Annotated in this window: 21 protein-coding genes and 2 pseudogenes; 10 read left to right on the forward strand and 13 right to left on the reverse strand. The window is 51.1% G+C overall.

From position 1 onward, the window contains the following. Nucleotides 1-25 precede the first annotated feature (25 nt). Nucleotides 26-1057 (forward strand): Acg family FMN-binding oxidoreductase, encoded by a 1032-nt coding sequence (locus tag ACM1PF_RS21215; RefSeq protein ID WP_416666622.1) that lies wholly within the window; start codon nt 26-28, stop codon nt 1055-1057. A gap of 104 nt (nt 1058-1161) precedes the next feature. On the opposite strand, the gene ACM1PF_RS21220 is transcribed toward ACM1PF_RS21215, so the two are convergent. Both ACM1PF_RS21220 and ACM1PF_RS21225 read right to left on the reverse strand, forming a co-directional pair. After that, nucleotides 1162-1641, reverse strand: coding sequence for a hypothetical protein (locus ACM1PF_RS21220; RefSeq protein WP_416666623.1), 480 nt, complete (start codon nt 1639-1641; stop codon nt 1162-1164). Between the two features lie 138 nt (nt 1642-1779). Further along, nucleotides 1780-2847, reverse strand: a complete 1068-nt coding sequence (locus ACM1PF_RS21225; protein WP_416666624.1) for a ParM/StbA family protein — start codon at nt 2845-2847, stop codon at nt 1780-1782. A gap of 647 nt (nt 2848-3494) precedes the next feature. Between ACM1PF_RS21225 and ftsH2 the strand changes: the two genes are divergently transcribed. The 3 genes and pseudogenes from ftsH2 to ACM1PF_RS21240 all read left to right on the forward strand — a co-directional run bounded on the left by ftsH2 (nt 3495) and on the right by ACM1PF_RS21240 (nt 6954). Next, nucleotides 3495-5381, forward strand: coding sequence for an ATP-dependent zinc metalloprotease FtsH2 (ftsH2, locus tag ACM1PF_RS21230; RefSeq protein WP_416666625.1), 1887 nt, complete (start codon nt 3495-3497; stop codon nt 5379-5381). A 275-nt stretch (nt 5382-5656) separates the two neighbouring features. Continuing rightward, a complete protein-coding gene (locus tag ACM1PF_RS21235) occupies nt 5657-5995 on the forward strand; it encodes a tRNA-binding protein (protein ID WP_416666626.1) in 339 nt (112 codons plus the stop codon). Between the two features lie 93 nt (nt 5996-6088). Continuing rightward, nucleotides 6089-6954 (forward strand): annotated as a pseudogene (locus tag ACM1PF_RS21240) (6-pyruvoyl trahydropterin synthase family protein). 155 nt (nt 6955-7109) lie between these two features. On the opposite strand, the gene ACM1PF_RS21245 reads toward ACM1PF_RS21240, so the two are convergent. Next, nucleotides 7110-8084, reverse strand: a complete 975-nt coding sequence (locus ACM1PF_RS21245) for a class I SAM-dependent methyltransferase (RefSeq protein WP_416666627.1) — start codon at nt 8082-8084, stop codon at nt 7110-7112. A 391-nt stretch (nt 8085-8475) separates the two neighbouring features. Here ACM1PF_RS21245 and ACM1PF_RS21250 point away from each other — a divergent pair, with 391 nt between their 5' ends. After that, the gene (locus tag ACM1PF_RS21250) at nt 8476-8919 is read left to right on the forward strand and encodes an Hsp20/alpha crystallin family protein (RefSeq protein ID WP_416666629.1); all 444 of its coding nucleotides are present in this window, start codon (nt 8476-8478) and stop codon (nt 8917-8919) included. A 240-nt stretch (nt 8920-9159) separates the two neighbouring features. Here the strand turns inward: ACM1PF_RS21250 and ACM1PF_RS21255 are convergent, their stop codons facing one another. The 3 genes from ACM1PF_RS21255 to ACM1PF_RS21265 all read right to left on the reverse strand — a co-directional run bounded on the left by ACM1PF_RS21255 (nt 9160) and on the right by ACM1PF_RS21265 (nt 11615). Further along, nucleotides 9160-9918, reverse strand: coding sequence for a metallophosphoesterase (locus ACM1PF_RS21255; protein WP_416666630.1), 759 nt, complete (start codon nt 9916-9918; stop codon nt 9160-9162). Nucleotides 9919-10364: 446 nt separating this feature from the next. Beyond that, a complete protein-coding gene (locus ACM1PF_RS21260) occupies nt 10365-11078 on the reverse strand; it encodes a DUF1995 family protein (RefSeq protein WP_416666632.1) in 714 nt (237 codons plus the stop codon). Between the two features lie 21 nt (nt 11079-11099). Then, nucleotides 11100-11615, reverse strand: coding sequence for a hypothetical protein (locus ACM1PF_RS21265; protein WP_416666633.1), 516 nt, complete (start codon nt 11613-11615; stop codon nt 11100-11102). 188 nt (nt 11616-11803) lie between these two features. Here ACM1PF_RS21265 and ACM1PF_RS21270 point away from each other — a divergent pair, with 188 nt between their 5' ends. Then, the gene (locus tag ACM1PF_RS21270) at nt 11804-12811 is read left to right on the forward strand and encodes a homogentisate phytyltransferase (protein ID WP_416666635.1); all 1008 of its coding nucleotides are present in this window, start codon (nt 11804-11806) and stop codon (nt 12809-12811) included. Between the two features lie 50 nt (nt 12812-12861). On the opposite strand, the gene ACM1PF_RS21275 is transcribed toward ACM1PF_RS21270, so the two are convergent. The 4 genes from ACM1PF_RS21275 to ACM1PF_RS21290 form a co-directional block, all read right to left on the reverse strand. Further along, nucleotides 12862-13020, reverse strand: coding sequence for a hypothetical protein (locus ACM1PF_RS21275; protein WP_416666637.1), 159 nt, complete (start codon nt 13018-13020; stop codon nt 12862-12864). A gap of 53 nt (nt 13021-13073) precedes the next feature. Next, on the reverse strand, nt 13074-13262 hold the full coding sequence (locus tag ACM1PF_RS21280; protein ID WP_416666639.1) for a CPXCG motif-containing cysteine-rich protein: 189 nt from the start codon (nt 13260-13262) through the stop codon (nt 13074-13076). 5 nt (nt 13263-13267) lie between these two features. Beyond that, entirely contained in the window at nt 13268-13894 is a 627-nt protein-coding gene (locus tag ACM1PF_RS21285) for a class I SAM-dependent methyltransferase (RefSeq protein WP_416666640.1), read from the reverse strand. Between the two features lie 94 nt (nt 13895-13988). Then, on the reverse strand, nt 13989-15164 hold the full coding sequence (locus ACM1PF_RS21290; protein WP_416666642.1) for a site-specific integrase: 1176 nt from the start codon (nt 15162-15164) through the stop codon (nt 13989-13991). A gap of 458 nt (nt 15165-15622) precedes the next feature. Here ACM1PF_RS21290 and hemH point away from each other — a divergent pair, with 458 nt between their 5' ends. Then, nucleotides 15623-16786, forward strand: coding sequence for a ferrochelatase (gene hemH, locus ACM1PF_RS21295; protein WP_416676746.1), 1164 nt, complete (start codon nt 15623-15625; stop codon nt 16784-16786). Nucleotides 16787-16964: 178 nt separating this feature from the next. Here hemH and ACM1PF_RS21300 read toward each other — a convergent pair whose 3' ends face one another. Further along, complete coding sequence (locus ACM1PF_RS21300; protein WP_416666644.1) at nt 16965-17153, reverse strand: hypothetical protein; 189 nt, start codon at nt 17151-17153, stop codon at nt 16965-16967. Between ACM1PF_RS21300 and ACM1PF_RS21305 the strand changes: the two genes are divergently transcribed. Next, entirely contained in the window at nt 17133-18401 is a 1269-nt protein-coding gene (locus ACM1PF_RS21305) for a hypothetical protein (RefSeq protein ID WP_416666645.1), read from the forward strand. The two genes, ACM1PF_RS21300 and ACM1PF_RS21305, sit on opposite strands and share 21 nt — an antisense overlap. Nucleotides 18402-18968: 567 nt before the next feature. Continuing rightward, a pseudogene (locus ACM1PF_RS21310) lies at nt 18969-20413 on the forward strand (sodium/glutamate symporter). A 445-nt stretch (nt 20414-20858) separates the two neighbouring features. On the opposite strand, the gene ACM1PF_RS21315 reads toward ACM1PF_RS21310, so the two are convergent. Next, nucleotides 20859-22175, reverse strand: a complete 1317-nt coding sequence (locus ACM1PF_RS21315; RefSeq protein WP_416666647.1) for a hypothetical protein — start codon at nt 22173-22175, stop codon at nt 20859-20861. Between the two features lie 322 nt (nt 22176-22497). Between ACM1PF_RS21315 and ACM1PF_RS21320 the strand changes: the two genes are divergently transcribed. Further along, complete coding sequence (locus ACM1PF_RS21320; protein ID WP_416666649.1) at nt 22498-22791, forward strand: hypothetical protein; 294 nt, start codon at nt 22498-22500, stop codon at nt 22789-22791. Nucleotides 22792-23107: 316 nt separating this feature from the next. On the opposite strand, the gene ACM1PF_RS21325 is transcribed toward ACM1PF_RS21320, so the two are convergent. Further along, the gene (locus tag ACM1PF_RS21325) at nt 23108-24049 is read right to left on the reverse strand and encodes a GDSL-type esterase/lipase family protein (RefSeq protein ID WP_416666651.1); all 942 of its coding nucleotides are present in this window, start codon (nt 24047-24049) and stop codon (nt 23108-23110) included. Nucleotides 24050-24112: the final 63 nt, after the last annotated feature.

The following is a 24112-nucleotide window of genomic DNA, read 5'->3' on the forward strand; positions in this document are numbered from 1 at the left end:
CCTTCCCCTCAATTAGGTGAACGCCATGCGAAAAATAGCTTTATCACCGTGGCAGATTTCAGAAACGGACTTTCCGGCTCAGGGTACTCCAACCGAGCAACTTCAGTTTCTATTGCAGTACGCAGTCCTGGCCCCTTCCAGCCACAATACGCAGCCCTGGTTATTTAAGCTTCAAAACGAACAGGTGCAACTCTACGCCGATCGCAGTCGCGCTTTGCCGATCGTTGACCCCCAGGACAGAGCATTAATTATTAGTTGTGGTGCAGCATTATTTAATTTGTGCCTTGCCATCCGCCAGTTTGGTTATACCGACATCGTTAAGCTGTTTCCAGATGCCAGTCAGGCTGATTTACTAGCCCAAGTTCAGCTAGGGGAACCGTATCATGCCACTGCCACTGAGCAAGCTTTATTCAGGGCCATTCCCCATCGCCATACCCATCGCCCCCAGTTTCTCAATCAAGCCCTCTCGCCAGATTTTTTGATAACCCTACAATCAGCCGCGATCGCAGAACATACCTGGTTGGAATTCATTTCCCAGGCAAACCGAGAGGCGGTGGCTGACTTAATTGCTGAGGGCGATCGTCGTCAAATGAAGAATCCCCAATTTCGCCGGGAACTATCCGACTGGATTCATCCCAACCGCAGTCCGCACCGGGATGGCATGCCAGGCTATGCCCACGGGTTTAGCGATTGGTTGTCCTACGCTGGCCCGTTTGTGATTCAACACTTTGATTTGAGCCATCCTCAAGCGAAAAAAGATAGACAACTCGCCCAGCAAGCTCCTGCTCTAGCAGTCTTGGGAACAGCAGCGGATCGTCCAGAGGATTGGATCGCAGCGGGACAAGCCTTATCCCATGTGCTTTTACTCGCTCGCTCGCAGGGAGTCATGGCAGCCTTTATGAACCAGCCGATTGAAGTGGCAGAATTACGTCCTCAACTTAGCCAACAGTTGAAGCAATCGGGTTATCCTCAACTTTTAATGAGACTCGGCTTTGGTGCTGATATTAAACCCACGCCCAGACGGTCGATCGAAGAGGTGTTACTCTCCTCTACTTAGGATTATGGATTAAACAACTAGCACAATGCTCTACTTGACGGACTGGGCGGGCAAGATGCCCACCCCACAAGAGTTTCAGGTTATTAAATTTTTATTCCTTAAGACTAAAAATCTTCCAACAGGGGAGCCAGCCGATCGAGCAAAGGATCGGGTTCTGGAGTCGGAGGGGGAGAAGCCTCAGCAGAGGATAGTTCCACAGGTTGTAGATTAATTCTGGACTCTAAATTGTCCAACCGATCGGCCACCTGAGCCACCTGTTGCACGACCTGTTGTTCGAGCTGCACCATTTTCTGTTCCAACTGCCTCAGGGACATCGATCGCTGCATCTCGATCGCCCCTTCCAATCGAGCCATTTGCCGTTGCAGGGTAGCCATCTGGTTCTGAAGCTCCGGGTCAGAGGGTGGCGGAGATGCATCCTGATCCAACAAAAATTTCCTTAACGCCTGCTTACAAAGGGCACTAAAACTCTCATACTCACCCCCCTTCATCGCCTGCTCAACGGCTTTCAGCAACATCTGATCGGCTTCCGAAGCGGTAAACCGAATCATCTGTCCAACCTTATCTTTGGCATCCCTAGAGGGCATACTGTAACCCTTTAAGCTATGTGAGCCGTAACCCCCGTAGCGCAGGCATCCTGCCTGCCCTTTCCCCTTCTACCTCTTACTCTCTTGTGGGGTGGGCATCTTGCCCGCCCAGTCAACTCAGACGATCGAACTCACGCCCTAAGACTGAGTCGTCGCCAGCTTATTCATCAAGGCAACCAGTTGCGCCTCACCATAAATATACTGTCCCAGGGAATTTGCCTGACGCGAAGGTTTCGCCAGATGCCCCTTCAGCCGCGCATCCTTTAACAAAGGACGCAGATCCGACCAGAAGAACTCACCCCCACCGCCACTGACAATCACATCCGTCACCCGCTCCGGCAACCAGGAAACCAGGCGATCGGACAGGTCACGGGCAAAACTGCGCTTCAGGCTTGGCAGAATGTCATCCAAATTCGTGGGTTTAGTGGCTCCCCTGGGACGGAAAAATCGTTCTCCCTCTGGACGATGCACCGCTTCAATCAGGGAAAGAGACTGACTATCAGCCCCCTGAATCTGGGCTGCCACCTGATCGTAAAACTGACTCATGGCAAAGGGTTCGCTCTTGGATGCGCCCCTGGCAAACCGGAAGCGATCGACCATCAAAAAATCAGTCGTCTGGTGTCCAATATCCACCACCGCTACCGATAGACTGGGAAAATCTGGACTGGAGGCGCGTTTGTCCTGGGCTTCACACCAGATCAGGCTGCCAAATCCCTCCGGCATTACCCAAACCTGCTGAATATCGACGGCGGCAAACTCCCCTCGATAGCTCATCACATGGGGCGATCGAATCAGGCTGATCATCTGCTCTTTTTCGCGGTCAAACTGCTCCTGGGAGTAGTAGGGCAATCCCAGCACCACCGCAATTTCACCCTGCAACCCAAAGTAACCAATACAGGCCAGCACCTTCACCAGCGCATCTTCCACCTTGGATTGTCCCACCCCCAGGTTCGCCCCAAAGTCTGCTGCCAATTGCCCGATCGCAAACCCCTGCCCCTGATATTCCAACCAGATATCCACCAATGGATCGGTTGACTGAGACTCAAACCCACCACGACGCACCTGCTCTACCGTCAGATGGGCCACATTGGCGGGAATCAACACCACCTGATTCGGGTCACGGCTGGTGCAGGTCTTGGTGGAGGTGCGACCGAGATCCACACTGAGAACAGTCACGGAAGAAGCAGAAGGCTGTTTGCCAACCATGAACGCAATCCTCTCCTGAACGATGCTGCGATTCTACTATGGATTGGGTTGAAGCCAAGGTATCGTACTTACGGTTTCAACCAATTCATCCAATGAGCTTATTCTAAGTTCAAATGTACTGAAATACAAACATACTAAATCTTGATTTTTCTCAGGATTTGAGTCGATCGTCAGTCAAATTGAGGCAACGAGTCCAGCAAAATGAACCAACATTTCAAATTCTGTAAAGCTTGTCTGATCTGGCGTTGCGCCAGGGAAGTTGAGACTCAGTTGCCCGAATTTCCATAATTAAGTTAAATTTAATTAAGAATTGCTCTCAGCATAGAACCTTTGCAAGTGGGGATGGCAGGGGTAAAGCCCTAGCCAGCTTGACCCAGAGGATCACAGTCAAAGCGATCGACTTGCGAGATCAGTTACCGTGAGCAGCACCAGTGGTTCAACCAGTGGTTTTTCTGCCTCAGGGCTGGTTTAGGTTCTAAACTGAGATCACTAATGTAGATGATGTTGAGATTCAGTTGAGATCAGCTGAGAACAGCGCGATCGAACTGTTTAGAAAACTCAGTTGAAGCGGTCAGGAGTCCTGCGATCGGGTCATTGCCCCTCATTGGGTTTCTGGCAACAGCGACATTTTAGAGGCGAATTAAACTATGAAATTTTCCTGGAGAGTCATCCTTCTCTGGACTTTACCACTTTTGGTCATTGGGTTCTTCGTCTGGCAGGGCGCATTCACCTCGTCCCCGATGAATGTAGGAAACAACACTGCCAGTGCCCGCATGACCTACGGACGTTTCCTGGACTATCTTGACCAGCACCGAGTCACCAGTGTTGACCTGTTTGATAACGGTCGGACGGCGATCGTTGAAGCAACGGATCCAGATTTGGATAACCGCGTTCAACGGCTGCGGGTCGATCTGCCAGGGAATGCCCCTGAACTGGTGTCCAGACTGAGGAATGAGCACATCAACTTCGATATCCATCCGCCTCGCAATGATGGGGCAATCTGGGGACTGTTGGGTAATCTGATCTTTCCGATTCTCCTGATTGGTGGGCTGTTCTTCTTGTTCCGTCGCTCCAGCAACGTACCCGGTGGCCCAGGTCAGGCGATGAACTTTGGAAAATCCAAAGCTCGCTTCATGATGGAAGCCAAAACTGGGGTGATGTTCGATGATGTGGCGGGCATTGAAGAGGCGAAGGAGGAACTCCAGGAGGTTGTGACTTTCCTGAAGAAGCCGGAACGCTTCACGGCCGTCGGAGCCAGAATTCCCAAAGGGGTGCTGCTGGTTGGCCCTCCAGGAACGGGTAAAACGCTGCTGGCCAAGGCGATCGCCGGAGAGGCAGGGGTTCCTTTCTTCAGCATTTCTGGCTCTGAATTTGTAGAAATGTTTGTGGGAGTCGGTGCTTCCCGCGTTCGAGACTTGTTTAAGAAAGCCAAGGAAAATGCGCCCTGTATTATCTTCATCGATGAGATCGATGCAGTGGGTCGGCAACGGGGAGCGGGAATTGGCGGCGGCAATGATGAACGGGAACAAACCCTGAACCAGTTGCTCACGGAAATGGACGGCTTTGAGGGCAACACCGGCATCATTATCATCGCAGCAACTAACCGTCCGGATGTATTGGATTCAGCCCTGCTGCGGCCAGGTCGATTCGATCGCCAGGTAACGGTGGATGCTCCTGACATTAAGGGACGGTTAGAAGTCCTCCAGGTTCATGCTCGCAATAAGAAACTGGCTGAGGATATTTCCCTGGAAGCGATCGCCCGGCGGACTCCTGGATTCACGGGAGCGGATCTGGCTAATCTGCTCAACGAAGCCGCCATTCTCACAGCCCGTCGCCGGAAAGAAGCGATCACCATGCGTGAAATCGATGATGCCGTCGATCGCGTTGTGGCTGGGATGGAAGGTACGCCCTTAGTAGACAGTAAGAGCAAGCGACTGATTGCCTACCACGAAGTCGGTCATGCGATCGTCGGGACGCTGCTGAAGCACCATGACCCAGTACAAAAAGTCACCCTGATTCCCAGAGGGCAGGCCCAGGGACTCACCTGGTTTACCCCCAGTGAAGATCAAGGTCTGATCTCGCGGGCTCAACTGATGGCTCGCATTTCTGGAGCTTTAGGCGGACGGGCTGCGGAACAGGAAATCTTTGGTGATTCCGAAGTCACGACTGGTGCTGGGGGAGACTTACAGCAGGTGTCTGGCATGGCTCGCCAAATGGTAACGCGCTTTGGGATGTCAGACCTTGGCCCGCTCTCCCTGGAAAGCCAGACGAGTGAGGTTTTCCTGGGTCGAGACTGGATGACTCGCTCGGACTATTCTGAAGAGATTGCGGCTCGCGTCGATGCCCAGGTACGGACGATCGTAGAACACTGCTACGAAACCGCCTGCAAGCTAGTCCGCGATAATCGGGCTGTGATCGATCGCCTGGTGGAACTATTGATCGAAAAAGAAACGATCGATGGGGAAGAATTCCGGCAAATTGTGGCGGAATACACAGCGGTTCCTGAGAAAGAGCAGTACGTTCCCCAACTGTAGGTTGCTGCAACTGCTGCGATCGGTTCCTCCCGTAGCGCAGGCATCTTGCCTGCCCGTGAATTAAATTCTTGGGAAATCTACCACTGGACTGAACCGATCGCCCTGACTGGCAAATGATTTGACTGAATGAACGCTCCTACTGAACGATGGCAGGAGCGTTTTTTACTCAAGGTTAGAACTTCACAGCTTGTATGGTGGTAATGCCTGCTAGACTGGGCGGGCAAGATGCCCATCCCACAAGAGTTGTGGTTCTCAGAAGTTTTTCTTAATCCGCCATGTCCTCAATTACCTACGATGAGTTTGAGAAAGTAGAGATTCGAGTCGGTAAAGTGATTCAGGTCGAAGACTTTTCCAAAGCTCGTAAACCTGCCTACAAGCTATGGATTGATTTTGGCGAAGCCCTCGGCATCAAAAAATCCAGTGCCCAAATCACCAAACTTTACGATAAAGCCGATCTCGTCGATCGCCTGGTTCTGGCTGTGACAAACTTTCCCCCGCGTCAGGTGGCAGATTTCATGTCCGAAGTCCTGGTGTTGGGCATCGTGGTCGAAGACGGAGAAGTGGCGCTGGTACAGCCCGATCGCCCCGTCCCCCTCGGCAAACGCTTACTCTAACGGACTTGCCGCTAAAATCTAAAATCCAAAATCCAACCCCCGATCGCCTGCTATCCTGGAAAAGGAGCTTTACCGAACTTAACAGTATCCTTCATGAAGTGCATCATTAACCGTCGGGCCCAGTTTTCCGCCAGCCATCGCTACTGGTTGCCGGAACTGAGCGATGCTGAAAATCAGCAGCAGTTTGGGCTTTGCGCCAAGGCTCCAGGCCATGGGCATAACTATGTTTTGTATGTCTTGATGGCAGGCGAACTGGATGAATACGGCATGGTGTTGAACCTGTCCGATGTGAAGCAGACCATTAAGCGGGAAGTGACCAGCCAGCTTGATTTTTCTTACCTGAACGAAGCCTGGCCGAGTTTCAGGAAACCCTGCCCACCACCGAAAATATCGCGCGGGTGATCTGGCAGCGTCTTGCCCCTCACCTCCCTCTTGTCCGCATTCAACTGTTTGAACATCCCGAACTCTGGGCTGAATACGAAGGAAACCAAATGGAAGCATACCTCACGATTAGCACCCACTTTAGTGCCGCCCACCGTCTGGCCTTACCCCACCTGACCCTGGAGCAGAATAGTGAAATCTACGGCAAGTGTGCCCGCGTCAATGGGCATGGTCACAACTACCATCTAGAAGTCACAGTCAAGGGTGAAATTGATTCCCGTACAGGCATGATTGCTGATTTGGGTGCGCTTCAGCAGGCGATCGATGATTACGTCGTGGAACCGTTTGATCACACATTTCTGAACAAAGATATTCCCTACTTCGAGAAAGTCGTGCCCACGGCCGAAAACATTGCCATTCACATTCGAGATTTGCTGCAAGAGCCGATCCGCGCCACGGGAGCTGCCCTGCATAAAGTTAAGCTGATCGAAAGCCCCAACAACTCCTGCGAGGTGTACTGCGATCAATTAGAGCAGCCCATGAATTCCCAACAACACCAGGAACCAGCCCTGGTTTAGAAATGCGAATTGAATCATCTGAAACTCTTGTGGGGTGGGCATCTTGCCCGCCCAGTCACTGAAATTCTTGTGGGGTGGGCATCTTGCCCGCCCAGTCAGCAAAGACAAACCTGACACAGATTATTCAATCCATAGTCCTTAGCAAATAAAAAGCCCTATCGTGTCTGGGCGATCGCAGTCCGATGACGGGGACTATTCGCAACGACGATCGGCGGATGAAAGCCAGCTTCAGTCAGAGCAGCCTCCAGATCCAGCGCAAAGTATTCATCCAGGTAAGGCTCTGTACTCTTCAGCAGGGTCAAAATGTAGGGTGGCATCCTGGCATACACTTCGGATTGGGGGTTCATGTCCATCAGAGCGAAGTGACCTCCTGGACGCAGCAACCGCCGAGCTTCCCGCAAGATCTCGATCGCGGCAGATTGGGGTAATTCGTGGAAGATGAGATGGGCTGAAACTAAGTCGAACGAACCATCGGGCAATCCTGTATCCTCAGCGGCCGCGTGAATCCAGGTGGGAGAAGATTCGGGTTGCGCTGGGGAAGGGTGCAGTTGGGCGCGGTGCTGATGGGAACGATATTGAGCGATCGCCAGAAAGTAGGGAGACAGATCGATGCCAGTCAGCCGAGCCTGAGGGTAGATTTCCTGGAGGGCGAACGTACTCATCCCCACACTACAGCCGATGTCGAGAATATCCTGGGGCGGTTGGGCAATGTGCTGTTGGAGCAGGGTGTGATAGCTCTGGCGCAGCATCGCATCTCCCTGTGCTCCCGCATTTGGCCAGATGCGAGCATGAACCGCATGGGCCGCCACTTCCACCTCCATCGCTGCATCCCAACTCAGGTTGCCCTGATCATAGGCGTGAAACGATCGCAGGTAATAGTCCGGATAATGGAGGTCAGGATTCTGAATCTGCGCCAGTTCTGCTTCCCAGGCTGGAGAGAATTCTGTTTCCGTATTCCGAGCGCGGAGTTGCTTCACTTCCTCCCGCCAGTAAACTCCGATCGACTCTGCCCGCTTAATCATCATCGATCGGGCTTGATGCTTTGCCAGACTGAAGAGGGGCTTGATGGCCAGAATGCCATTGACGAGTTGAGCAGTCAGGCTAGGGGTAGGGCTGGAAGTAACAACCATAGGAGTTTGATTTGAGGCTATTAGACGTGGATACTAAAAAACACTTGAGTAGAGCCGCTTTAAACCATCGGTGAGATGAGCTACTCCCTAACAAGATAGGGGGTGAGGGGTCAACAGACAACTCCTTTTAACAATGTTTCAACCTCTTTACAGACAAATTTGTGATCCGTAATTCATCTGTGGGCTTGGTTATCTTTCTCCGTATGATCGGTCTTCCCACCAGGTACGATCGGCGAAACCGTACATCCTCTTTTAGTTCAGTACGATATTCTAAAGTTAGTTGAGAGATAACGCATAAACTCTTCAGATTTATCTCTTCAAACTATCTCTTTCGTATAACGCTGTCGATTTAGATCAACTACTGGAAAGGAGAATAGGAGGAAAGAAACCTATGGCACTTGTTCGTTGGGAACCGTTCACTGAAATGGATTCGCTCCGTCGTGAATTTAACCGACTGTTTGATGATGTCCTGTCGCCAAACGTTCGTAAAACCAACGGATTGACCTTTGTTCCGGCGGCAGAAATGGAAGAAACAGGAGATGCAGTTCACCTGAAGCTGGAAATCCCTGGAATGGAAGCAAAGGATTTAGATGTGCAGGTTACTTCTGAATCGGTATCGATTAGCGGTGAGCGGCGATCGGAAACCCGCACGGATGAGCAAGGCGTAACCAGAAGCGAATTCCGCTATGGTCGCTTCCAACGTATCATTCCATTGCCATCCCGCATTGATAACCAAAACGTGCAAGCAGAGTACAAAGATGGAATTCTGCGGCTGACGCTTCCCAAGATGGAAGAGGAAAAGCACAAAGTCGTTAAGCTGAACCTTGGATCGTAAGGCTGCAGATCGTGAGGCGATCGAGTACTCGATGATTCTGCAATAGCGTATACCCCTTCTTCTGTAGCGCAGGCATCTTGCCTGCGTTATTTTTATAGCTTGCCTGCGTTATTTTTAATCGAGGAGGCAGCTCAGGCAAAAGACATGGTTAACCCAACGTGCGTTTCCTTTAACCCTTTAACTGCTTTAACCCCATATGGGTGCGTTACTCAATCGCAGCCTCCCTCCCCCTCAACGCTTCTACATTTGCAGGAGCTGCCGCCGACGAGGGAACAGCTGTATTTGCGCCGGTTCTACAGTCTTTGCCACCTGGCTGAGGGACAATACCCGCGTTTTCTTCTGAAACACATTGAACTGATAAACCTGTTGATTAGTATAGTCAAATCCGGTGAGCCAGCCGCTTTTAGGATGGTAGGCACCTGTATCAATGTCCAGCCAGCCGTGCCCTCTCGCTAATTCTCCGGGAGAAACACCGGGTAGGGTAAAGGTAATCGTGTGGCCAGTAATAATCAACTTATCGGAGAAATAGGGCTTAGGGCTACTATGGAATTCTTCCCGAATCCAGCAGTATTCCTGAGCCGTTTGGGCATGAATCGGCAGTTTAGGATGCAGCCCTGCATGGACTAACCAAATATCCCCCAGATCGAGATGCGTTGGCAGCGATCGCAGCCAGTCTAGATTTTCCATTAACAATTCAGGGGTGTCAAAGCTCGCCACTGTGGTTTGTCCACCGCTTTGCAGCCAGGCTTGTAGCGCATACTGAGCCACACGGTTACGGGGAAAGGATTCTAGTAAAAGCTGCTCGTGATTTCCCAGAACGCAGGGATACTGATTCTCGCGGACAAATCGAATCACGCTGGCACTTTTGGGACCGCGATCGATTAAATCCCCTACAAAGTACAGTTGATCATCCGCATCTAACGCAATCACCTCTAGCAACCGCATCAAGCCGTCGTAATGACCATGCACATCCCCAATAAAAATTCGACGACTGACCACTCCAAATCCTCTCGTTATGACTGAACACAGGGTGAACGATCACTTCTAACGTGACGTTGGTTCAACGGGACTACAACACGACTTGAGATGACGAGCTATCCCAACGCTGGAACGGATACCGATTTCTGCCCGGTTAGATGCTATTAACCCAAGCTCCCAAAAGGCATTGGACGTTAGGCAGCAATCCAACCCGTACAGATGATCAGATTCACGATTCCTGGACAATTTGGCTATTTAGCCGAAGCCCTTCAATGGCTTACTCTACTCTCGCCTGTCTCTATTGTGCCCACTGATGCTACGGAAGCACAACTTTGGCTGCTCCAATTGTCTCTATTGTTATTTATTTTACACAGACTTTGCAGTTTATTTACGTAAGCTGCCCTGCTCACCATTCACCTTCTGGCTCACGGCTGGTTTAAGACCTCATTTAAAACCTGCTTAAACCCTCACTGGCTCAAGGCTCTGAGGAATTGCTGAAGTGAAGATAGCATCCCTCGACGGGGAGGGGGGGTAGCCTCAGAAGCATCGTCACTGCTGGAGCCAAACAGAATCCGATCGAGCACTTCACCCACGGGTTTCTGGGGTTCTTCAGCAATCAGTTCGTAATCCTCCGATTTTTCCAGCCAAACCTGCCAGGGAGAGGGATAGGCGCGAAACAAAACTGCTCCCTCCAGGGGACGCACATAGTAACAGGACTCAAACGTATTCAAAAATCGCTCGCGCAACTGCCGCCCTGCATAGCCAATCCCGATCGTCGCAACATCTTCCATCCGGGGATTCAGCAACACCACCGTTCGATCGACTGCTTCCTGGCACAGCTGCTCTACCGCCTGCACTTCCACTGAAGAGGGTTCCACAAAGAGAATCAATTCTTCATCCGGCTGAATCTCTGCCTTCAGGTCACTAATGCCGCGAATGGCGTAGGGTTTTTCGCCCCAATCCCGCCGAGCCAGTGCCGCTGCCCCTGCATCGGGAAAGTACACCCGCAGTTTATGCTCTAAGGACTCAAACGGGGGCAGAAATTGCTGGGCGACGGGTAGAACCTTCAGTTCGGGAAAGACCAGTTCGACTTGCAGACGAGCATATCCATCAGCGATCGCCGCCTGGGTTGCTGCTTGAGCCTGGACAATTGCTTCTTCAAGGGATTTAGGAAGAGACATAGGAAATCAAGATAGCTATTTCTAAAGGTTGGTGGGATCAACGTAGCCTTGCAGGCTTTCTGGTTTAAGTCCTTTAAGAATGCGGGTTGCCTTGTTGGTAATGTTGGGCATACCGTTAACGACAAGAATGTATTTGCCTTCCTTCAAACGATTGCGGTAAGGCAGGGTGTCATTGCTGCCAAAACCTAGCCCGACTCCACCCCCCACAAAGAAACTGCCCATGGCACCTGCGACTGCTCCCAACAGTCCACCGATGAGCTGATTACCCAAAGCTCCTGCGGCAGGCACCAGTTGATACTGGGTTGATAGATTAAAAGCAACCCCCCCAACAAAGCCAAACGGAATCAACCAAAATGACATGATCCGAGCCTGCTTGCGAGCCTGCTTACTGGGATCAATAAAGTCATACTCATCGGCACTTTTGTAGCCCTTCCCCAGGATACTGACCTGTTCCATCGGCAAGTTCTCTTGCTCCAGGGCAGAATAGGCGGCTTCAGCTTGAATGCGATCGGCTAAGACAGCAATAACGTAGTTCATGTCCTCGTGGGTGGTTGAAGTGGCATGATCTGGTGGCTGGGCCTACGTCATCGCAGCCCCCACCCGACATAATCCATACCTTCACAATACCAGTTGGAGTAATCTTCCATTATTTTTCTATCAAAGGATCAACAGGGGAGGTTTCTACTGCACGATAAGATCATGCCGAACGACTTGTCAGATCATCCATGAGCCAACTTTCTCCGCAAAAACCGCCGATTTTGCCGTCTCGATCGCAACCCATCAAATTCACGCAGCGTCCTCTGGCATGGCTTTATGCCTTATGGAAGTTTTCCCGCCCCCACACAATCATTGGAACAAGCCTGAGTGTGCTGGCACTATACCTGATCACCTGGACTGGAGTCAGTCCCCTCGCATCCGGCAGGGGGAGTTGGGCAGACCTGTTTTTGAATGCACCTGCCATTTTGCCACCGTTGATCGCCTGTCTTTGCGGCAATGTTTACATCGTCGGGTTGAATCAATTGGAAGATGTGGAAATCGATCGCATCAATAAACCCCACTTGCCGTTGGCCTCTGGCGAATTTTCTCGATTACAGGGCTGGTCAATTGTTGGGATCATGGGTGGTTTGGCTCTGGCACTGTCTGCCTTGCAAAGTCAGGCATTAATGGCAACGGTTTGGATTAGCTTACTGATTGGCACCGCCTATTCCCTGCCACCCGTGCGTCTGAAGCGGTTTCCCGTATGGGCATCGTTGTGTATTTTCTCGGTGCGAGGGGCGATCGTTAATTTGGGCTTGTTTTTTCACTTCCGGGAAACATTGGCAACGGGGGAAGCAGGAGGAGGAATCTTACCCAGTGTGTGGGCGTTGACGGTGTTTATTATTGTGTTTACGTTCGCCATCGCCATTTTCAAAGATATTCCCGACCTGGAGGGCGATCGGCGGTATCAAATTTCAACCTTTACAGTCCGGCTGGGGCCAAAAGCCGTCTTTAACCTGGCCCGTTGGGTGCTCACTGCCTGCTATCTGGGCATGATTTTAGCGGGTGCGCTGATTCCGGGGATCAATACACCGTTTTTGGTGATAACGCACGGAGCGGCATTACTGATTCTGTGGCGGCTCAGTTTCAAGGTCAATCTGGACAGTAAGCCGTCGATCGCCCAGTTTTACCAATTTATCTGGAAGCTATTTTTCCTGGAATATCTCCTATTTTCCATTGCCTGTCTGTTGGGTTAGCTGCAAAAGCTGCTAGAGAAGTAGGACTGTTCCCGATCGCTATCCATTGCTCAATCTCCCAGGAACCAGGACAACAAGCCAAGGGCGATCGTCACATTAAACCAGAGCGGAAAATGGGGAAGATCAAGCAAGTGAATCGTAAATATCAGAAAATCGGTACACCAGGTTGCTGGAACCAACAAAATTAGAAAAATCACGAGTACCAGCACGATCCCTCTTACCCTGTTTTGATTTTGGATTTTAAATTCTAGATTACAGTAACTTACCCCTCATACTCCGTATCAATCTCAATCTCCAGCGTTTCTTCATCTACACGGATATAGAGAATATTGGGACGACAGCAAACCTGACAGTCCTCTACATAGGACTGCTGCCCTCCCGCACTGAGGTCAATAAAGGTCAGATTCGGTTCTCCGCAGTAGGCGCAAGTATATTCAGCCGTGGTCTCCATCTCGTTTACTCTTTCTGGGCGTGGATCACCTGTAGACTACCACCTGCGTGGAGGGTGCGTTGAATCTCCTGAAAACCGATTTCCTGAAGTAGATTCACCAGATCGGTTTTGAGCAGTTGCCAGGCGGTTTCCGTTTCAAACAGCACTAGAAAAAGGTAGAGTCCCGGAATCAAAATCGGATTGGTGGGTTGGTGAAAATCAATGCAAATGAAGCTACCCCCCGGCTTCAGGACTCGATAAACCTCCTGCAAAATTTGCCGAAGCTGATCCGGCTTCATTTCGTGGAGGGCAACGCTGGTATGCACCAGATCAAATTGCGGTTCGGTAAAGGGCATGGCTTCCGCCCATCCTTCCACATAGGTCGCCTCCGGCACATTTTGTTTCGCCCGTTGAAGCGATCGCGGGGAAGCATCCAACCCCGTCACCGCCTGCGATCGTTTCACTAAAACCTGCGTCGTTTGCCCACTGCCACAGCACAGATCCAGCACCTTTGTCTCCGGGGCGATCGGTATTCCGTCCAGGGCAAGCTGCCGAAACCGAGCTTCTCCTCCTACAGTCAGGGCGGCTAACCGACTCACACCGTCATACAACCACTGATACCGATAACTCCAATCTCGTAAGATGGTCGCCATTGTGTTCAATCACCTTTTGTAGCACTGCCTACTAGATACGGGCGATTCCCGAATCGCCCCTACTCCTCACTCCTCACTCCTCACTCCTCACTCCTCACTCCTCACTCCTCACTCCATTCTGCCGAAGTGCCGTCCTCACTGCCTGCTGCTGATCGCGGCGAGTTAACCAGCGGTGATAGGTGCGGGTATGAATGGCAACAGAGTGTCCCATCATGCGAGCAGAAACGGTATCCGGTAGTCCGTAGTGGATGGTGCGGACTGCCCAGGCGTGGCGTAGATCGTAGGGCGAAAAGGGAATTTGATAGCGGCGAAACTGGCAGCTTACGAGTTGGCCAATGCGTTGAAGTGTGGTGCGATCGAGGTCAGTATTAATAGTGGGTAAATTGATTTCTCTCAATTGGAACCGATCGACCCATTCGGGCGGGAATGGCCAAACCTCGTGGTTCCCGGTCTTGGTCGTTTCCAGAACTTCCACGATCGCCTCTGGTTCGCCTCGACTTAATGCTCCGTAATCACAAAAAAACACTTCATGGTTTCTCAGCCCATAGGTTGCCATGATGCCATAGACAAATCGCCAGGCAGGATTGGGAATTTGCTGGTACACCTCCAGGATTTGCTCCTCTGAGGGGAGGTGACGAACCTGAGTACGGCTGGGGCTGTAGGTTCCAGATAAGGTCTTGAGGGCGATCGGCAGTTCCAGATTCAAAAACTCAGCCAGTGCCCCCAGTGCGGTACAGCACACCTGACGGCTGCGGGAATTGGCGCGGGTGGATTGAATTGTGGCGTAAATCAGTTCTGACAAATGGAGCTGGGCCGAAGACTGGGCGATGCTCTCCAGTTTCCTCAGGTAGGGTTGATAGGCTTTCTCCCAGGTCGTCTTTGCGGAGGCTGGGCTACTGGATTGAGCCATCTGGCTAAAGAAATGCCCCTCAAACGCCTGGAGTTTTTCGTGTAAGTCCATCTGGCTCAGTCGTCCTCCCGCCACTGGGAGATATTGCCGCCAGTCAAAGCTATTTTGAATTAATTGTGCTGCAATGATTTTGGCTTCCTGCTCTGCCTGCTTTAGTCCAGCCGTCGTAGCGGGTAAATTGAGACTGATGCGCTGTTGGTGCGGACGGAGGCGATGGCTGCCTGGACGGGGAGGTAAGGTGCCTCGCAGGTTCAAGGTGTTGCCGCGTCGCTCCACCTGAAGCCCCATCTGGGCAATTTTTAGCCGTTGATTCACCTGGGCCAACTTCTGATCGATCGCTGCTATCTCTTTTGCCGTCATATCTTTAGGGGCATGCGGAAAAATAACGTACCTGGATAACCTACCTGGTAGGGGGCATCCTACTGGGCGACCTTACAGCAGATTTCTTCCCAGATTGGCTGCCATTTTATTGCAGATCCCTTAGCCGTTGTACCTTTCATAGATGATTGAGCGGCGGATGTATGGGTGGATACCTGATCGGGAGACGATTGGTGCGACGATCGATTCAACATAATCCTTTGAAGATAGTCCTTGGAAGGCTTGCAGATCCGGTCACAGTCGTTTATTAATCTAGATAATGCGTGCATCGATCGAGCGGTCAAATCCACGCTCAAATCCGGTGGCAGGACTGTACTGCGGGGTCAATCTTAATTGCTTTTGCGAATTTCTACCAAGAAGTTTTAAGAATTGATCAGTTTCAGCCAGGAGTATTGTTAAAATCAGTAACAAAGATTAAGGATAAGGAAACTGTGGGAACTATGGGTCGAGTTGGCGTTCTGTTGCTTAATTTAGGGGGGCCGGATCAGCTAGATGACGTTCGCCCATTTTTGTTTAATCTCTTCTCTGACCCAGAGATTATTCGCCTGCCCTTTTCCTGGCTCCAGAAACCCCTGGCGTGGATGATTTCTACCAGCCGTGCCAGTAAGTCTCAAGAAAATTACAAGATGATTGGCGGTGGCTCTCCGCTCCGGCGGATCACCGAGGAGCAGGCCCAGGCGTTGCAAAGCTCGCTTCAAGAACGCGGTCAGGATGCTCAGGTATATATCGGTATGCGCTACTGGCATCCCTTTACCGAAGAGGCGATCGCCCGAATCAAGCGCGATCGGGTAGAGCAACTTGTGATTCTTCCTCTCTATCCCCAGTTCTCTATCAGCACCAGCGGTTCCAGTTTTCGGTTATTGGAGAAGCTCTGGCAGGAAGATCCATCCCTCGATCGGGTTGAGTATACGGTGATTCCCTCCTGGTATCGGCGATCGGGTTATCTGCAAGCCATGGCCCAACTGATTGCCCAGGAGCTAGATCAGTTTCCGAACCCCGATCAGGTTCATATTTTCTTCAGTGCCCACGGCGTTCCCCTGAGCTACGTTGAGGAAGCTGGCGATCCCTATCAGCAGGAAATTGAGGAATGCACTGCCCTGATCATGCAAACCCTCAACCGCCCTAATCCCCACACCCTGGCCTATCAGAGCCGGGTTGGGCCCGTGGAGTGGCTGAAGCCCTATACCGAAGAAGCGATTCCTGAGCTGGCAGAGCAAGGGGTGGAAAATTTGCTGGTGGTTCCGCTCAGCTTTGTCTCAGAGCACATTGAAACCCTCCAGGAAATTGATATCGAGTACCGGGAGTTGGCAGAAGAGTCAGGGATTCATCACTTTCAGCGAGTGCCGGCCCTCAACACCCATCCGGTGTTTATTAACGACCTGGCGGACCTGGTGGTTTCTGCCATGAATGCCCCCAGCATGAAGCTGGACGAAGTTCCCCAGATGCGGAAAACCGTCAAGATGTATCCCCAGGAACGCTGGGAATGGGGCATGACCACAGCGGCGGAAGTGTGGAATGGTCGCCTGGCTATGCTGGGCTTTATTGCGCTGATCCTCGAACTTATCAGTGGCCATGGGCCATTGCATTTCGTTGGATTGCTTTAAGGAACGCGGATTAAATAAAATCGAAAATTTAATCTCCAGAAGGGGCGCACTGCTGTGCGTTCGTACAGAAAAAATCGGAGTTATTTAATTTGCGTCCCTAAGTGTCTATAAGTGTCTATCGGAAAACTCCCTGGAGTTTTTGGCAGCTAAATCCCCTGACAGCGTTGTTGGACAGGTTCTAGGTTGAATTGCTCTGTGGGATCATTGGCGGAACGATCGTCTGCCCATAGGCATAGAGAATCATGAAGGGGGTCGATCGATCGCGGCGATCGCTGTATTCTAGATCGGCAGATTCAAATCCCTCTCTATTGCATTGATGCCGATGTATCCCTTTGCCCTTTGGGACGTGCCCGTCCGCTCCAACCATCTATCCAGTCGTCGTAGTGCCCTGAAGTTAGCCCGCCAGGGAAATGCGCGATCGATCGCCACCTTGATGAACTATTCCCTCAAAATCAGGGGAATTACTGCGCGGGCCAATTTCCAGGAAGGGTGCCTGTGGGTGACGTTGGAAGGCAACCCGGTGCCCCGGCAGAAGGATATGGTGCGGTTTGTGTATGGTGGGATTTCACGGCTCAATATTCCCGAGCTAAAAATCGTCCGGGTTTATGGCATGCGGATTGGGCAGACAACTCCGGTTTGGAGCCAGGATATTCGGCTTGATCAACCCTATGATGACGAAATTGAGGAATCTGATGCGGGCATTCCTCCCCTGCGGGTGAGTGGCTCGGCTCAATCGCTCAAGCAGATTTACTCAAAATTGAATTCTGATACAGAGACACTCCTGGATTTTGCGTCAGACCTTTCAGATCCTTCTGTAGCAGTTTCCCGTTCCGGCCAGCGGTTTGCCGATGCCCCCTTATCAGAGTTGCTGGGAGAAGGGGGAGGGGTAAAACGCGATCGCTCAATGCCTGCCCACGGGATTGAAACCGTCACCCAGGGTCAACGACTCCGGTTGTCCTTTCCCCTAACGGAACCTGTGCCCAGCCAACGACGGCTCATGGCACTACTGAAGGTCTTGACGGCAATTACAATTCTGGTGGCAGTGGGCAGTTTATGGCAGGTGATGGCTCCGTTGAAAGGGTTGCCAGGCATGGATGATCCATTGATGCTTCGCGTGGTGGGTAGTGCCGCCCTTTTGAGTATGGCGATCGTCGCCTGGTTTGCCCTCTCGTACCGCAGAGGCACGAATCTGCATCCTAAATACGCGCAACAGTCCTATGTGCGTTTGGGGTTTGCTTTTCTCGTGAACATTGGCTCGGCATTGCTGTTGATGCTGCTGTTCGGGCTGGGGATTCTGGCTCCCAGTTCTTCGGTGATTCTCCCCCTATTTGCCCTGTGCGTTGGCTTCTGGATGATGGGCTGTTATTCCCTTGCTAAAGCCAAAGGCTATCATCCGCTTTGGGGACTGGCTGGCATTTTGCTGTTGGATGGTGCTGTATTGTTGAGTATCTTTCCCGATCGCCGCTTACCTCACCTTAGGGTTGTGCCGGAGTCATCCATTGAGCAGCCTGCATTCGATCGGGCTGAATCCAATCGGGCTGAATCTAATCGGGCTGAATCTGAAGAAATCGATCAATTTGCACAGATAATTTGCATAGATAATTTGCATAAATGAAATGCTCCTCCCATCGGGCGTTTTCATTTTGCATTGACATAACCAATTCTCGCTGGCGGGCAAGATGCTTGCGCTACGGAAATCAATTCATTGGCATCAATGGGATACGGCCATCGTTGATCACCATCTCCCCATCTCCCCATCTCCCCATCATCAATCGCCCTTACCAACATTATTACCAACATTTCACAACGAAGCGGCGGAAATGCAAGGATTATTTCGCTTCAAAAATTTGTAACAAAACATTATTAATAGGCAAAGAATTAAGACAGTATAAAATCAAACCTGTAGAATCTGAGACAATACCAGAATCAGTTGAACGACGGTCATCTAGCTTTTTGAACCTATTCTCAGAGCAATATCGAACAACTCTTTTCTGGGCGGGTCAAATTAGCAACTAGTTGAAATCGCAATTTTTTTAGCTTCGATCGTAGTTCTGTAGATTCATCTGAATAAATTGTCGATCGACAGAGTCGTAATACACAGAAAGGATAGGACAGGAACGATAGGTTAGTACTCTACTGCTGACCATTTTCTGCTTCGTTGTTTAACAATTTGAGGTAAACCGTGTTTACGCTAAGAGATGTTTTCTTTGCATTTATCAACATCGCCATTCTGGTGTTGGTAGGCAGATACATCAAACAAAAGGTGCATTGGCTGCAACGATTGTATCTGCCTGAATCAGTCATTGCAGGGGTTTTGGCTCTAATCCTGGCACCGCAGGTCTTAGGGGCCATTGCCACTGCCATTGGCGGAACCGAGGCGACCTTTGCTGATGGATTATTTCCTGAAACGATCCGCACCGTCTGGTCTCAGTCTCCCGGTATTTTCATCAACATTGTCTTTGCTGCTTTGTTTTTGGGTGAAACTATTCCCCCACCGCGTCAGATTTGGCGGAGTGCCGCGCCTCAGGTGGTCTTTGGGCAAACCCTGGCGTGGGGACAATATGTGATTGGAGCCTTGGTCACACTGCTGATTTTGATCCCTTTATTCGATGCCAACCCGATTTCAGCGGCTCTGATTGAAATTGCCTTTGAAGGGGGACACGGTACTGCTGGCGGTATGGCGGGCACTTTGAGCGAGTTGGGGTTTGAAGATGGGGCGATCTGGCCCTGGGTCTGGCGACGGTGGGAATTGTTTCTGGGATTATTTGTGGAACGGCCCTGGCTAACTGGGGCAGGCGCAAAGGTCATGTTCAGACCGTGGCCACAACGGTGGAAGACCCTGGCGATATTCCTGAACTCAGCGAACCCCATCCTCCAGAATTTGAGCGGCGTAGAGCCAGATTAATGCGAAACCTGCTGATTGACCCCCTCTCTATCAACTTTGGGATTGTGGGTTTAGCCGTTGCGATCGGTTGGTTAATTCTGGAAGGGTTGAGGTTACTCGAAGCCCTGACCTGGGGACAAACGGGGTTTGAGGTGATGACCTATGTGCCTCTGTTCCCAATGGCGTTGATTGGTGGCATCATCGTGCAACTGGTCATGGAGCGATTGGGATTGCATCCGTTAATCATTCGTCCTTTGATGCAAAACATTGCTGGACTGGCTCTGGACGTGGTGGTGGTGACGGCCCTGGCATCCATCTCGCTTCAGGTGATTGGTAGCAACCTGCCAACGTTCATCATTCTCAGCGTGGTCGGTATCCTGTGGAATGTTTTGATGTTCCTCTGGCTTGCACCCCGAATTTTCCCCGATCATTGGTTTGAACGGGGCATTGGCGACTTAGGGCAGTCGATGGGCGTTACGGCAACTGGGATTCTGCTCCTGCGGATGGTTGATCCAGATGGTCAGTCGGGGGCGTTTGAGAGTTTTGCCTACAAGCAACTCTTTTTTGAACCGATCGTTGGGGGTGGTTTGTTTACAGCCGCTGCACCAGTGCTCATCGTCAATCTGGGGGTCGTGGGAATGCTGATCCTGACATCGGTGCTGTTGGCGATTTGGCTGGTATTGGGCTTCATGCTGATCAAGCAGCGCAAAAAACAGAAGCAACGGACGCTGACCAGCGTTTGAGGAATTGGCTGCAATTGATCCATGCAATTCCTTAGTCTCAGAATTGGGGAGTCAATGGGGATTAAATCACCTGTTCACCGTTCTGCTGCTTTGACTGGGCGGGCAAGATGCCCACCCCACAAGACTTTCAGATTATTGAATTTGCATTTCTTAGAGAGCTTGATTCTATCCAGTTTCAGGCTCTCTTTTTGATCCCAAATTGCGATCAACTCATACCGATTTCAATTGTTTGTGGAGCAGATGGGTCTTTGTAAGGGCGCACAGCAGTGCGTCCCTGCCAGGATTTGCAACTTCTGCCAATTAACTTAGTATCAAATTGCGATCGAGCGGGTGGATCACAATTTTGCCTTTGCACGACAAATCTCTTACTGGCAGGCAAGATGCCTGCGCTACGGAAAACATCCTGTCGGACATCAATCCCTTTGCCTGAATAGGATGCGCCTGATCACGCTACGCCCATCAAACATCCTGCACAACCACACCGATAGCCCAATCCCGATGAGTCTGCCAGACGGTTGAATGCCGAGCTTTGGGGCTGGTTGCTGGCACGTTGACTGGTACGAGCGGAAGGATTCTGAACCGCAGCCGCATAGTTAACCGTATAGCCAATATCATTCAAAATGGCGACATCCAGCCGATTGGGTAAGGTTCGCACCCCAGCCGCGATCTTGACATCCATCATGGATTCTCCCGATCCACCGAACTCGTAGCCTTCCTGCACATGACCACCGCTTAAGGGAATGGGGTTGCCGCCATTCACCGCTCTGGCATTAATTCCCCAAAAGCCCCGTTCGGAACTGCGGGCTGGATCAATGGGGGCCGTTAGACGATCGAAGGCCTGGCTTGTGCCAAACCCCAGAACGTGACCAATTTCGTGAACAGCAGTGGAAATGAAGTCGATTTGATTGGTGGGAATATCATTCGCAGTCTCCGGGGTAGGGTCAAAAAACCAGCGGGTCGGAGAACCGCCACTGTCCAGATCAAAGGCGATCGACCCCATCCAGGGACGGAATTGATTGCCGGTAATTCGAGCTTCACGGTTTCCGGCGGGAGCCGCCTGGGCCAGGATCGGGCTGCGATTGAAACCAGAGCCGCTAAACCCCAGATCCCTGGCTCCGACGAAAATAACCAGATCATCAATCACCGTATTGTTCACCATCCCTTCCCGAATCCATTGTCCGGTTTGAGGATTGAACACGCCGTAGGTGCGCGTTCCAGCGGGAACTTCTGGAAAATCATCCAGAATAATATTCTCCCAAATCCGAGCCGCCACCTCCAATGCGGCCCGACGCTGCGGGGTAAACCAGCCATTCGTATCGAAGCGGTAGTCAAAGCGAATATTGAATCTAGACTTATCCACCCCAGAGGATGAAGCCGTGGCAGGAGGGCGACTGGGGGAGGATACGACGGGTTGAGCAAGGGGATTTGCCGTCAACACCAACCGATACTTTGTGTCACGGCTGCGCTGTTGGGGCACGACTCGAATATGGTACGTTCCAGGATCCAGAGTTTGCTGAATGCTTGCCGATCCTTTTTGGGGACGGGGTAATCGCCGCAGCACTCGACCGACCGCATCCAGTAGCACAACGCGGGCATTCGATCGCTGACTTCTGGCTGAAAGGGTCAGTTGGCTACGCTGCCCCAGTTGAAACTGGAAAAAGTCTCTCGGAGCATCTCCTCCCACCCGATCGCGGGCTACCACCCGACCGGAGGATAAATTGAGCGCCCTTGCACCGGATAAAACATTGTCAGAACGACTCATATCAGTCCTATGGAACTCTGCTTTTGCACCGATCGTCGAATCGGTCAGCGAATCGGCTATCCAATACACTCAGAGGGCACACACACGACTGAACGGGTACTGGTACTGGTACTGGTACTGATTGACTCAGGGTTTATACGGAAATGTTCCTGAGGTTTCAGATATTGTCTCAGAAATATTACTTTTGTGCGAACCTGGCTTTATGTCGTCTTTGTAAAGTCTGTCTCCAGAATCTAAAAATTATCCAAAAAGTTGGAAGCAATGGGAACCTTTAATGGCTAGGATGGTAACCTATGCTGATCTGATTAGGGTTTAAGATCTGATGTTGACAAAGGGGCTTGATCAAGAGACGGAAAAATTTTTGTCCGATATTCTGGCACGGGAAAAAACAACGACGGATGAGTTAATCAAAAACTTGATCCGCGATCGGTGGATGGCACTCAACCAATCTGCTGATATGTCAGAAGAGCAAATCCGCGCTTCCCGCGAAGCGATGCCAGCAGCGATGTCACAAACATCTGCAGATGTAACGTCCGGTTTGCCAACCAGTGCAGCAAAACAAAAGAATAACAAAAAAGCGATCGCAGAATTTATTAAGAAAAAGCGGTTCTGTTAAGTCCGCTCATCATTGCGGTTTCCTTAAATCCGCCAACCATTATTTTGTGACAGCAGGTTTTCTCCAGGCTTTTAACCCGCAGCGAGAAACCTGCTTTTTTCATGATTATTATTCTCAGCAAAAAATTATTTTCGCGTTGTAAGGGGTATGCGGCAAAATAACATACCCGTTAGGGGCGCGCTGCTATGCGCCCTTACAGCCGATTGTTTCAAAAATTGGGATGCTATTTGATTGCAGATCCCTAATATTCGCTGCGTATCCTAAAATTTTTTCACAGGCAGGCAAGCTGCCTGCGCTACAAAGATTTTTTGACCCCTCACCACTGTGCTGTCTCCAAAACCTGCTGTTCATACACCTTCAGAGCGATCGACCAAACGTAAAACCCTTGCTGATTCAGGTGTAAGCCGTCGGTGCTGAGTTCCATTCGTAAATCTCCTTCATCGTCCGCAAACAGGGAATAGAGATCTAGAAAATACACGCCTTCCTCGTTAGCCATTTGCTCTATCTGGCGATTCATGGCTCGAATCTCAGAATTGGGTAAGGTCAGAAGTCGATCGCGTCCTTCCCAGGTAGCCTGTTCTGCGGCATGGGGCAGGATAGACTGAAGCACAATCTGCGCCTGGGGATGAACGTCTTTTAGATAGTTCACGATCTGTCGTTGGTTCTCCAACACCGTCAACTCATTCGTGCCCCGAATCAAATCATTAATGCCAATCATGACAAAAATGGTGTCGGGGAGCGTCTGATCAAACAAGTCCAGCCGCCTCAGCAACCCCACAGAGGTTTCACCCGAAATTCCCTGATTTAACCAGGTGCGATCGCTGGGTAAATATTCTTCAGGAAACCAGAGACTAATGGAATCTCCCGCCAGAATCGCCAGCCGTTCGGGTCGCTGTTCTGCCACCACGCTAGCCTCTTGCGCCAGCAATTCCTGCCATTCTTCATAGGTCAATTGATGACGTTGTCCCAGCTCTGAATCGGGTGCAGGCATTGGATCAACTTCTGTTAAAGAAAATTCATCCTGCTGGGGTGTGGAGGATGCGGCCAGGGAAGCGGGCGTAGGGCTAAATTGCCTCAATCCCAAAGCCAGGACAATGGCTAACAAAAAGCCGTTGGCAGCCAGAGATAAAAAGACCCAGGTGGGCAGCAGGCGAAGTCGTAGGAGGGACGGAGAAAATTTAAGAAAATTGCTTGCAGCCTGGAGCCGACGATCGCTCCGATGCCTTGAACGCCGATTTTGAAACAACGGTGAACCCATTCAGCTAACGACTATTGTGTGTGATAAGGCTATCAAAGAATTTTGCACTCAGCTACACCCATT

Source organism: Egbenema bharatensis FJBBOT/2019 (genome assembly GCF_048077055.1).
GTDB classification, from domain to species: Bacteria; Cyanobacteriota; Cyanobacteriia; order Elainellales; family Elainellaceae; genus Egbenema; species Egbenema bharatensis.

Bases quoted from the DNA above. Each gene is read 5' to 3' on its own strand.
- ACM1PF_RS21215 (WP_416666622.1), top strand. From the start codon at position 26: ATGCGAAAAATAGCTTTATCACCGTGGCAGATTTCAGAAACGGACTTT.
- ACM1PF_RS21220 (WP_416666623.1), bottom strand. From the start codon at position 1,641: ATGCCCTCTAGGGATGCCAAAGATAAGGTTGGACAGATGATTCGGTTT.
- ACM1PF_RS21225 (WP_416666624.1), bottom strand. From the start codon at position 2,847: ATGGTTGGCAAACAGCCTTCTGCTTCTTCCGTGACTGTTCTCAGTGTG.
- ftsH2 (WP_416666625.1), top strand. From the start codon at position 3,495: ATGAAATTTTCCTGGAGAGTCATCCTTCTCTGGACTTTACCACTTTTG.
- ACM1PF_RS21235 (WP_416666626.1), top strand. From the start codon at position 5,657: ATGTCCTCAATTACCTACGATGAGTTTGAGAAAGTAGAGATTCGAGTC.
- ACM1PF_RS21245 (WP_416666627.1), bottom strand. From the start codon at position 8,084: ATGGTTGTTACTTCCAGCCCTACCCCTAGCCTGACTGCTCAACTCGTC.
- ACM1PF_RS21250 (WP_416666629.1), top strand. From the start codon at position 8,476: ATGGCACTTGTTCGTTGGGAACCGTTCACTGAAATGGATTCGCTCCGT.
- ACM1PF_RS21260 (WP_416666632.1), bottom strand. From the start codon at position 11,078: ATGTCTCTTCCTAAATCCCTTGAAGAAGCAATTGTCCAGGCTCAAGCA.
- ACM1PF_RS21265 (WP_416666633.1), bottom strand. From the start codon at position 11,615: ATGAACTACGTTATTGCTGTCTTAGCCGATCGCATTCAAGCTGAAGCC.
- ACM1PF_RS21270 (WP_416666635.1), top strand. From the start codon at position 11,804: ATGAGCCAACTTTCTCCGCAAAAACCGCCGATTTTGCCGTCTCGATCG.
- ACM1PF_RS21280 (WP_416666639.1), bottom strand. From the start codon at position 13,262: ATGGAGACCACGGCTGAATATACTTGCGCCTACTGCGGAGAACCGAAT.
- ACM1PF_RS21285 (WP_416666640.1), bottom strand. From the start codon at position 13,894: ATGGCGACCATCTTACGAGATTGGAGTTATCGGTATCAGTGGTTGTAT.
- ACM1PF_RS21290 (WP_416666642.1), bottom strand. From the start codon at position 15,164: ATGACGGCAAAAGAGATAGCAGCGATCGATCAGAAGTTGGCCCAGGTG.
- hemH (WP_416676746.1), top strand. From the start codon at position 15,623: ATGGGTCGAGTTGGCGTTCTGTTGCTTAATTTAGGGGGGCCGGATCAG.
- ACM1PF_RS21300 (WP_416666644.1), bottom strand. From the start codon at position 17,153: ATGGTTGGAGCGGACGGGCACGTCCCAAAGGGCAAAGGGATACATCGG.
- ACM1PF_RS21315 (WP_416666647.1), bottom strand. From the start codon at position 22,175: ATGAGTCGTTCTGACAATGTTTTATCCGGTGCAAGGGCGCTCAATTTA.
- ACM1PF_RS21320 (WP_416666649.1), top strand. From the start codon at position 22,498: ATGTTGACAAAGGGGCTTGATCAAGAGACGGAAAAATTTTTGTCCGAT.
- ACM1PF_RS21325 (WP_416666651.1), bottom strand. From the start codon at position 24,049: ATGGGTTCACCGTTGTTTCAAAATCGGCGTTCAAGGCATCGGAGCGAT.